This is a genomic window from Armatimonadota bacterium (assembly GCA_013314775.1).
In the GTDB taxonomy this organism is placed as follows: Bacteria; Armatimonadota; Zipacnadia; order Zipacnadales; family JABUFB01; genus JABUFB01.
Genome location: JABUFB010000034.1, coordinates 1 through 8040 on the forward strand (window position 1 = coordinate 1; position 8040 = coordinate 8040).

Annotated in this window: 10 protein-coding genes and 2 tRNA genes; 1 reads left to right on the forward strand and 11 read right to left on the reverse strand. The window is 63.1% G+C overall.

The window, feature by feature from the left end; all coding sequences use genetic code 11:
* Positions 1-188 precede the first annotated feature (188 nt).
* A tRNA-Val gene (locus HPY44_22270) sits at positions 189-263 on the forward strand.
* 171 nt (positions 264-434) lie between these two features.
* Here the strand turns inward: HPY44_22270 and HPY44_22275 are convergent.
* The 11 genes from HPY44_22275 to tuf form a co-directional block, all read right to left on the reverse strand.
* Positions 435-2489 carry an S-layer homology domain-containing protein gene (locus tag HPY44_22275; GenBank protein NSW58747.1) on the reverse strand — a complete coding sequence of 685 codons (2055 nt, stop codon included), beginning with the start codon at positions 2487-2489 and terminating at the stop codon, positions 435-437.
* 431 nt (positions 2490-2920) lie between these two features.
* Complete coding sequence (locus tag HPY44_22280) at positions 2921-3820, reverse strand: hypothetical protein (GenBank protein NSW58748.1); 900 nt, start codon at positions 3818-3820, stop codon at positions 2921-2923.
* A gap of 128 nt (positions 3821-3948) precedes the next feature.
* Entirely contained in the window at positions 3949-4317 is a 369-nt protein-coding gene (gene rplL, locus HPY44_22285) for a 50S ribosomal protein L7/L12 (protein ID NSW58749.1), read from the reverse strand.
* A 126-nt stretch (positions 4318-4443) separates the two neighbouring features.
* Positions 4444-4983 carry a 50S ribosomal protein L10 gene (locus HPY44_22290; GenBank protein NSW58750.1) on the reverse strand — a complete coding sequence of 180 codons (540 nt, stop codon included), beginning with the start codon at positions 4981-4983 and terminating at the stop codon, positions 4444-4446.
* Between the two features lie 268 nt (positions 4984-5251).
* Positions 5252-5950 carry a 50S ribosomal protein L1 gene (locus HPY44_22295; protein ID NSW58751.1) on the reverse strand — a complete coding sequence of 233 codons (699 nt, stop codon included), beginning with the start codon at positions 5948-5950 and terminating at the stop codon, positions 5252-5254.
* 116 nt (positions 5951-6066) lie between these two features.
* Positions 6067-6492 carry a 50S ribosomal protein L11 gene (rplK, locus tag HPY44_22300; protein NSW58752.1) on the reverse strand — a complete coding sequence of 142 codons (426 nt, stop codon included), beginning with the start codon at positions 6490-6492 and terminating at the stop codon, positions 6067-6069.
* Between the two features lie 67 nt (positions 6493-6559).
* Positions 6560-7078, reverse strand: a complete 519-nt coding sequence (gene nusG, locus HPY44_22305) for a transcription termination/antitermination factor NusG (GenBank protein NSW58753.1) — start codon at positions 7076-7078, stop codon at positions 6560-6562.
* Between the two features lie 35 nt (positions 7079-7113).
* On the reverse strand, positions 7114-7356 hold the full coding sequence (secE, locus tag HPY44_22310; protein NSW58754.1) for a preprotein translocase subunit SecE: 243 nt from the start codon (positions 7354-7356) through the stop codon (positions 7114-7116).
* Positions 7357-7489: 133 nt separating this feature from the next.
* Positions 7490-7566: transfer RNA gene (locus tag HPY44_22315), tRNA-Trp, on the reverse strand.
* Between the two features lie 66 nt (positions 7567-7632).
* Positions 7633-7812: a 50S ribosomal protein L33 gene (gene rpmG / locus HPY44_22320; GenBank protein ID NSW58755.1), complete on the reverse strand. Its 180-nt coding sequence runs from the start codon at positions 7810-7812 to the stop codon at positions 7633-7635.
* Between the two features lie 101 nt (positions 7813-7913).
* A partial coding sequence (tuf, locus tag HPY44_22325; protein NSW58756.1) for an elongation factor Tu occupies positions 7914-8040 on the reverse strand: 127 nt, incomplete at its 5' end.

The following is an 8040-nucleotide window of genomic DNA, read 5'->3' on the forward strand; positions in this document are numbered from 1 at the left end:
CAGACAGTCACGCTCTTTTACGCTCATGAGTAGTTCCATCCCGGATAGTTCGCCGCGCGACGACGACGACACTACCACCGGACATTTCTACTTTGCACCAACCGGACATTATCACGTTGCGCTTACAAAACCTGCTGATAGTGCTTTACAGCCGCGGAGTGGTTTGATATACTACGTGTCCCAACGACGGGCGCTTAGTTCAGGGGGAGAACGCCACCTTGACACGGTGGAGGTCAGTGGTTCAAATCCACTAGCGCCCACCATGAGGACCACCAAGCCACACCCATCGGGTGTGGCTTTCGCTTTTCCCCGGGTTCGTCCCCAATCGGCTCTCGGTTGCTCAGTCGGGTCCGGCGTTTCGACCAGCCCGACAAAGAAGAAGGGACCCGGAGCCCGGGTCCCTTCTGGTGTGTCCTTGCGCTGCGCGATTGGACTTAGAAGCCCACGCGCACCTCGGCTGCGAGCAAGTCCTGATCTGCCATTCCGGCGCCGGATGCGGCAGCGCCCTGAATCGCGTAGGTCAGCCCGATCTCGACGCCGTCCGCAACCTTCTTGCTGGTGCGGATGGAGAACAGCTCGTCGTAATCAAGAGCCGACAGCGGCGACATGGCCCAGTAGTTGCTCTTGCTGTCGAGGCTGTAGTAGGCGATCTCGAAGGGCAGGTTCGCCAGGTTGAACTGCAGCTGCCCGCCGATGGCCTCTACGTTGGTGATCGCGATCGGGTTCCGCAGCCAGCGCTCCCACGAAATGGCGTTGCCGCCATTGGTGTTCTGCGCAACGAACATGCCGCGGTAGTCCTCGTAGTACGGGTTGATGGTGCTGTACCACACATCGTAGCCCGCATCCACGCTGGAGTAGTACCCGCGCAGGTTCCAGTTCTTGCCCTTCCACACATCGACCATGGCCATGACCGCCTCAGGAGTGCTGAAGTTGAGGTTGGTCATGTCCACGCCGAGGCGGGAGTCGGTGAGCTGGGCGTACTGCGCATACAGCTCGCGGCCCCAGAACTTGGTCCAGAAGTCAATGGCCCAACCGGACTCGAAGCCGTAGCCGTCATCGAGGTACTCGCCGGCGATCTTCCAACTCGGCTTCTCGTAGCTGACCATCGCTGCGAGGTAGCCATCGCTGGTGTCATAGCCGTTGGCCCAGTCGTACTCGGCCGCGCCCACGAACAGGTCGAAGTCGAGGTTGGTGTTCCACACGTTGTCGAACTTGGCGCGGACACCATCCTGGGACTGGCGGCTGTTGTTGACCAGGAGGCCAAGGCCGTAGTTGACGAACTGGCGGCCCCAGACCCAGTCAGCAGCAAGCAGCTTCTTGGTCGGGAACATCAGGCAGGCTTCGTCGAGCCAGATGGTCTCGGCGCTGTAGCCGTCGACCGCGCCCATCTCGTTGGCGGACGGAGCAACGGACTGTCCGGCGCCATACCATGCGCGGCCCATGTCACTGGTGTTGCGGACCTTGAGGGCAATGCGGCCCATAAGGTCGTTGGTGACCTGGCCTTCCACGCCGACCTTGGCGGTGAGGTTGTCGAACTGATAGTTCGCGGACACAACCTCGTCACCGGCCCAGCCGATGCGGTAGTCGATGAACCCGAAGACCTTCGGGCCCTTTGCATGCTCTTCGAGCCATGCAACGCGGTCGCTGAGGTCATACACGTCGTCCTCGAGGTAATCGAGGTCGTCGCGGATGTCCTTGAGTTCGTCGGCGAACTCATCGATCAGCTGCTTGCAGATCGCCCTGACCTCATCCGGGGTCGGGGGATCGCCCTTGGGACCCTGCGGACCAGCGGGACCAGCGGGACCGGCAGGACCCTGCGGACCGGCGGGGCCGGCAGGACCGACAGGACCAGCAGGACCGGCGGGACCAGCGGGGCCGGCGGGACCGGCAGGACCGGCAGGACCGGCAGGACCGGGGTCACCCTTGGGACCGGTGGGACCGACAGGACCGCGCTCACCGCGAGGTCCGGGAGGGCCCATCGGGCCGGCAGGGCCGGCGGGGCCTACGTCGCCCTTGGGACCCATCGGGCCAGGGTCGCCCTTGTCGCCCTTGGGGCCGACCTGGGCAGTGCCCACGCCGCCACCGGCGGGGCCGGCGGGACCGGCAGGACCGGCAGGACCAGCGGGACCAGCAACTCCGGGAGGTCCAGCGGGACCAGCGGGGCCGGCGGGACCAACGTTACCAGCCGGGCCCTGGGGACCGCGGGGGCCGGGAGGGCCGGGAGGGCCGGCGGGACCAGCGGGGCCCTGCTTGCCCTCGGGGATGGCTTCGAGCATGCGCGCGATGGCCGCTGCGAACTCGTAGCGGGTCATGGCGCGGTCGCCGCGGAAGGAGCCATCGGGATACCCGATGATGATCCCTTCGTCGACGAGGGTCTGCACGGCGTCGTACGCCCAGTGATCGAACGGCACGGTCTCCGCCGGGTTCGTCTGCGCGAAGCAGGGAACCACGAGCAGGGAAACCACAGCACACAGCATGAGCTTTCTCATCGTCTGTAGTCCTCCTCAATTTGGTCCGGGGGATGTCAGCCGCCGCTCGCGGTGAGTGCGGAAGCATCCCGGAACGAGCCTGTCTGTGTTTGCGGACCGGCGAGGAGAGTGTCCTTTGTTTCCTCTTCCGCGCCCGCCGCGTCTGCAATGCCCATTCCGCTTCACATGCTTGACCCCTTGTGCCCGGCCAGGAGGTGCCTCCCTTCTTGGCCAGACTCGGCACATGGAACATGCAAAGCACCGGCTGCCGCGGCCCGGGAAGCCCAGGCCACGCACTGCGGACTATAGCACAGGGGAGACGCCGAAGTCAATTGCGGCGGTCCTCTCACAGTGCCGAAATCCATGTCCTAGGACAGTGCCACGCAAGGATCGTCTTGGGGTATCGGTGGGGGCCTGAGCAGGTTCCGGGGAAACGAGCCCGAGCACTCAGCTCACTTGTCTTCGCCGAGGATCTCGCCGGGGGTGAATGAGCGCTTGAGCAACTCGCCGACCTGCTGGACCTCTTCCCACGTGATCGCTGGCAGGTTGGTGCCGGCTGACTCATCGGGGGCAGCGGAGTTATCGTGCTCGTCGCCCGGCGAGCTTCCCTGATCCGGCCCGTCGGGCTGCTCAGACTGCAGCTCTGCCACGTCTTCCTGCAACCCTTTCGACTGCTCGAAGGCGTGGGCAGCGGCCGTCTCGAACCCAGCTTTCGCGAGACAGTTGCCCATCCACCAGTAAAGATGAGCGTCCAGGGGGCCGCCCGAAATGCCATTTTCGAACGCAGTGACAGCATCAAGGAGCGCCGTGCGGTATCGAGATTCGTCCAGCACCACGCTGTCACCGGTCTCGTCATCGATGGCGGTGAAGGCGTCCTCGGCCAGCACGTAGCGGTTGTACCCCAGGGCGAAATAGCAGATCGGATCATTTACCCCCAGCTGAACCGCGCGTTCGAGATGAGCGACCACCCGATCGTGCCGGTCCAGATGATAGCAGCACTCCGCGGCGATAAGGTGAGCGGTCGCGGCATGCCGTCGATTGCGCAGCTTCAGGGCGTCGACTCGGTCAAGAGTCTCCTGAAGTGAGATGCGTCGCTTGTCGGCCAGGGAGAGCATCTCGGTGACGGGGATCTCCTCACGCCCGGCAAGGCCATTGAGCAAGCCGTGGAAGCGCACCTCGGCCTCGAGATGCCAAAGGAGCAGGTCAGCCAGCTCCCTTGCCTCCGGAGTCTGACGGCTCACGCGCGAAGCCACGAGTTCGTAGTACAGGCGTGTGAAAACGGGCACGCTATCGAACTCGCTGAGGCGCGCGAGAAGCTGCTGGATATCATGTGTATTCTCAAAGAGTGGCATTTTGCTACCGATGCCGGAACAGATGGTCCGCCTGGGAATGCGTATTCTCTACCGGCGCGCTCTCACCTCCCCAAGAACAGACGCCGCGCGAAATCCGCGCGGCGTCTGTCTGGCGGTTGGAGCGCAGACTACTTGAGCTCGACCTTGGCGCCGACGGCCTCGAGCTTGGCCTTCATGGCCTCGGAGTCTTCCTTGTTGACCTCTTCGGCAACAGTAGCCGGAGCAGACTCCACAAGTTCCTTGGCCTCCTTGAGACCGAGGTTGGTGATCTCGCGGATAGCCTTGATGACCTGGATCTTCTCCGGGCCGATGTCGGTGAGGACCACGCTGAAGTAGTCCTTCTCTTCCTCGGCCGGTGCGGCCTCGCCGGCGGCGACGGCTACGGCGACCGGAGCAGCCGCGGTGACGCCCCACTGTTCCTGCAGCTTGTCCTTGAGTTCCACGAGCTGCAAGACGCTCAGCTCATTGATCGCGCTGATGATCTCGTCGACAGACATTGTCGCTCCTCCTGTGTGTGAACCGGTGCGGGCTGAAGCCGCCCGGCGGTATTCTTGACACGACTTGCTCTGGCAGCCATCCTGGGGCTACCAGCGGTGGCGCAGATGCGACAACCGCTCCCACGTCTACGCGGCCTGTTCCTGGCGCTTGTCGGCGACAGCCTGCAGAGTGTAGACCAGCTCCGACACAGCGCCGTTCAGGGTGCCGACCAATGCGTTCAGCGGGCCGGCGATGCTGCCAACGACGCTGCCCTTGATCTCGTCCAGCGGCGGCATAGAAGCAAGAGCGCGAGCGCGGTTGGTGTCGTAGACGACGCCATCCACATAGGCGGCCTTGATCTCCCAGCGCTGTTTGTCACTTGTCAGGGTCTTGGCAAAGTCCAGGATGGCCCTTCCCGGTGTGATCGGGTCTTCGGCGCAGAACATGACAGCGGTCGGGCCCTTGAGCATACCGGCCAGTTCCTCCGCCGGCGTGCCGGCGAGGGCAAGCTTCAGAAGGCGATTCTTCGCAACGAATACCCGCCCGCCTGCCTCAAGGATCTGACCACGAAGGGTATTGACCTGGTTCACCGGAATGCCCGAGAAATCCAGCAGGTACATGCCTGCTGAGTTCTCGAAAGCCTCCCGCAGTTCCGCGACGATGGCCTCTTTTTGAGGTGTGGGCATTTACTCACCTCCTCGGTAGTGGCACCCCTCCCACGGCCAGGGCACCAGGTGTTGGTGAAACTGCTCAAGCAAACAAAAAGGCGACGGCCACCGAGCGTCGGGACCGCCGCCTGTGCGTACAGGTGGCGCGCATCTCCCCTGACCGGGAAGATTACGCTTATAGCCCGACCTCGGCCGGCTGGGCTGGGCCCCATTAAGCGATAGCGCCGGCTGTCTACGGTCAGCATTGCACCCAACTGAATGGGTGCCATTGTCAGTGTGCCACGATCTAGCGGGTCTGCGCGATGAGCGCATCCACGTCGAGCTTCATGCCGGGACCCATGGTGCTGGAAAGCGCCGCAGCGCGTATGAACTTGCCGGTGACGCTGGCGGGCCTGGCGCGCTGAATGACGGTCACCAGATGGAGCAGGTTCTCCAGCAACTGCTCCTCGGTGAACGAAACCTTCCCGATCCCCACGTGGATACCGGCTCCGCGGTCCATTCGGTACTCCAGCTTGCCGCCCTTGAGTTCCTTGACAGCGGTGCCCACGTCGTCAGTGATGTTCCCGGCCTTCTTGTTGGGCATCCGAGGCCCCAGCTTGCGGCCGAGCGGGCCAATGATCCGCATCATCTGGGGTTGGGCGACGAGAATGTCAAACTCGTCCCACCCCTCCTGAATCGCGGCCACAAGATCCTCGGCGCCCACACGGTCAGCCCCGGCCTCCTCCGCGGCCTTCGCACCGTCACCCTCGGCGAAGACTGCGACCCGTGGAACCTTGCCCGTACCGTGGGGAAGCGTTGTCGTGCCGCGTACGGTCTGGTCGCCCTTGGAGGGATCGGCACCCATCTTCAAGTGCAACTCTATCGACTCATCGAACTTGGCGTTTGCAAGCTGCTTCAGGGTGCTGATCGCTTCCTGAGCAGTGAAGCGCCGCTGCTTGTCCACCTTCTTGCTGATTTCGACGAAACGGCGGCTGTGCTTGGGCATTGTGCACCTCGCTCGTCTGGAGGCGGCAGCCTCGCATCGGAGGCCGCTCCCACCCGGAGACGGTGGTAATTGCGCGCTCTGGGCGCGACCACGGCCCATCGGCCGCGGCAGTCTGTTTAGTCGCTGACGACGATCCCCATACTGCGGGCAGTTCCGGCGATGATCTTCGCGGCAGCTTCCACGTCGCGGGCGTTGAGGTCGACCATCTTGCGCTCAGCGATCTCGCGGATCTGCGCCCATGTCATCTGGGCAACCTTTTCCTTGTTGGGGGCAGAAGAAGCCTTGTCCAGACCCGCAGCCTTCTTGAGAAGACTGGCGGCCGGCGGGGTCTTGGTGACGAACGTGAAACTGCGGTCCTGGTAGACGGTGATCTCCACCGGGATGATGTCACCGATCTGCTGGGCAGTCCGCTCGTTGAAACTCTTGCAAAACTCCATGATGTTGACGCCGTGCTGCCCAAGTGCCGGGCCAACGGGCGGCGCGGGATTAGCCTTACCCGCGGGACAATGCAGCTTGACTACAGCCAGAACCTTCTTTGCCATGCTCGATACCCCTCAGAAACACGAAAGCCCCCCGGGCGGAAGACCGCCAGGATCGGGGGCGCCCCGGTTACAGCTTCTCGATCTGTGTGAAATCGACCTCGACGGGTGTCTCGCGGCCGAAAATGGAGACGAGTACCTTCACGGTCTCGCGCTCGGGATTGACATCATCGATCTTGCCGGTGAACTCGTTGAACGGGCCTTCCGTCACGCGCACGGCCTGGCCCACAGTCCAGATAGTCTTCGGCTTCTGGGATTCCTCGCCCACCGTCTTGAGGATCTCGGAGACCTCGGACTCCTTCAGCGGAACCGGCGTATCCGACGAGCCCACGAAATGCGTAACGCCCGCTGTCTGCTGGATCAAATGACGGAGCTCATCGTTCATGTGCATCTGCACGAGCACGTACCCGGGATAGAGCTTCCGCTTGACCTCGCGCCTCTTGCCCGCGGCCGAACGAATCTCCGTCTCAGTAGGCACCTCAATACGACCCACAAGGTGTCCCAGGTCGTGGGCCTCGACCATCTTCTCGATGGCCGTCTTGACCTTGTTTTCTTTCCCGGTGAGAGTGTGGACGACAAACCACTGCATGAGGTGCGCTCCCTGGCTGGCTCCGCCGCCTTGCGCTATTTCGAGATGCCAAGAATGGACATGAGTGTCGTGAAGAACAGGTCCAGAACCCCGACCCAGACGGCCACAATCGCGATAGCAAGAATGATGACAACGGTGAACGAGTAGGTCTCCTCGTGGCTGGGCCAGACCACACGCTGCAACTCGGAATACACGTCACGCAGGAACCTCCAAAGGTTCCTGAACGGTGTCGCGATGCGGCTGAGCAGTGGCGCTTTCGCTGGTTTCGGCGTGGCCATCCTGGTACCAACCTTGGATCGCCCGCTACCGGGCAAGTCGCAATGAGAGTAGAAGGGCATCGGCACGGGGCCGAATGTCGAAGACGGCGGGCGGGCGCACTCGGCTGCGCCCGCGAGTATGCTTGCATCGGACTGGCAGGGGCGGCCGGACTCGAACCGACAACCTACGGTTTTGGAGACCGTTGCTCTGCCAAATTGAGCTACGCCCCTGCTGGCGCCTGACCTGGCCGGCTCTTCTGACATCCGGCCGGAAGCGCAGGCTGCTCGCGCCCATTCCTACTTGCGCAGGCGGGCTTCGTTGTGTTCAGTGTGTTTGTTGCAGCACCGGCAGTACTTCCTGAGCGCCAGGCGGTCCGGCACATTCTGCCGATTCTTGCTGGTCACGTAGCCGTGCGCCTTGCACTCACTGCACTGGAGGATAATCTTGGTCTGAGGCACTGTCAACACCTTCCGCACTCAGTTCCCGGCCAAGGCAGGCCCTGGTCTCGGGGCAAGCTCGCACCGGGAGCATCAGCGCCCGGCGCGAGCAGTAGCCTTTCAGCGGCCTCGTCGTCGTCCTACTCAATAACCTTCGTCACCACGCCGGCGCCCACGGTGTGGCCGCCCTCGCGAATCGCGAACCGCAGACCCTCTTCCATCGCGATCGGTACGATCAGTTCCCCCGTGATCCGAACATTGTCACCC

What these genes read in the sequence shown, in the direction of transcription:
- HPY44_22275 (NSW58747.1), bottom strand. Translation starts at nt 2,489, where the DNA reads ATGAGAAAGCTCATGCTGTGTGCTGTGGTTTCCCTGCTCGTGGTTCCC.
- HPY44_22280 (NSW58748.1), bottom strand. Translation starts at nt 3,820, where the DNA reads ATGCCACTCTTTGAGAATACACATGATATCCAGCAGCTTCTCGCGCGC.
- rplL (NSW58749.1), bottom strand. Translation starts at nt 4,317, where the DNA reads ATGTCTGTCGACGAGATCATCAGCGCGATCAATGAGCTGAGCGTCTTG.
- HPY44_22290 (NSW58750.1), bottom strand. Translation starts at nt 4,983, where the DNA reads ATGCCCACACCTCAAAAAGAGGCCATCGTCGCGGAACTGCGGGAGGCT.
- HPY44_22295 (NSW58751.1), bottom strand. Translation starts at nt 5,950, where the DNA reads ATGCCCAAGCACAGCCGCCGTTTCGTCGAAATCAGCAAGAAGGTGGAC.
- rplK (NSW58752.1), bottom strand. Translation starts at nt 6,492, where the DNA reads ATGGCAAAGAAGGTTCTGGCTGTAGTCAAGCTGCATTGTCCCGCGGGT.
- nusG (NSW58753.1), bottom strand. Translation starts at nt 7,078, where the DNA reads ATGCAGTGGTTTGTCGTCCACACTCTCACCGGGAAAGAAAACAAGGTC.
- secE (NSW58754.1), bottom strand. Translation starts at nt 7,356, where the DNA reads ATGGCCACGCCGAAACCAGCGAAAGCGCCACTGCTCAGCCGCATCGCG.